At 28.5% G+C, this 606-nt stretch carries 2 protein-coding genes; both read left to right on the top strand.

Features of this window, described 5'->3' with window-relative positions; translation table 11 throughout:
- Positions 1 to 129 precede the first annotated feature (129 nt).
- Positions 130 to 384, top strand: a complete 255-nt coding sequence (locus tag GQF29_RS18125) for a hypothetical protein (RefSeq protein ID WP_117599195.1) — start codon at positions 130 to 132, stop codon at positions 382 to 384.
- Between the two features lie 12 nt (positions 385 to 396).
- The coding region (locus GQF29_RS18130) for a hypothetical protein (RefSeq protein WP_160340882.1) at positions 397 to 606 on the top strand (210 nt) is incomplete at its 3' end.

Raw genomic sequence — 606 nt, forward strand, 5'->3', positions numbered from 1 at the left:
TCAATAATGTATGCTATAGATGAAAGCAAGTTTGATTTAAGTTCATACCATTGTGAAGTTGAAATTTTATAAAAAATTGGGTCAAACGTGGTAGAAATACCACGTAAGACCAAAGAAAGAAGATGAAATATGGAAAATAAAGATAATGATTTAACAAAAGATGATTTACTGGAATGCAGTTCGTTGATTCATGCCAAAATTCTTGAGTTGCAATGTTCTTTAGAATCATTGAAAGTAACGTTAAATAAACTAGAAGAAACACACTACAAAGAAGATGAAACATTAAAGAATGCAAAAGAACTTTATGAAACAGTATTGGAAGAATGTGAAAAATATTCAAAGTTATATAAAAAAATTGTGAATTTATATTTGATTGAAAGGTAGGCTAAAAAAAGTATGAGTCAAGATAACAAAAAGAAAGAATATATATGTCCATTCTGTGGTTATAAAATGATAGTTTATGAAAGTATTGAGAGTTGGTTAGAGTGTTCACATTGCAAGTTTGAAACTCAAATGCATACTTGTTTAGGTGGTGCAATTGCTGAATTTAATCATGTTAATGACGAACTCGAAAAAGTCGCTCAATTTACTTTGTATGGAGCTAAT

This window comes from Coprobacillus cateniformis, from assembly GCF_009767585.1.
Lineage (GTDB): Bacteria > Bacillota_I > Bacilli_A > Erysipelotrichales > Coprobacillaceae > Coprobacillus > Coprobacillus cateniformis.

Excerpts from the sequence above, each read along its gene's own strand:
- GQF29_RS18125 (WP_117599195.1), top strand. The coding sequence starts at position 130 with ATGGAAAATAAAGATAATGATTTAACAAAAGATGATTTACTGGAATGC.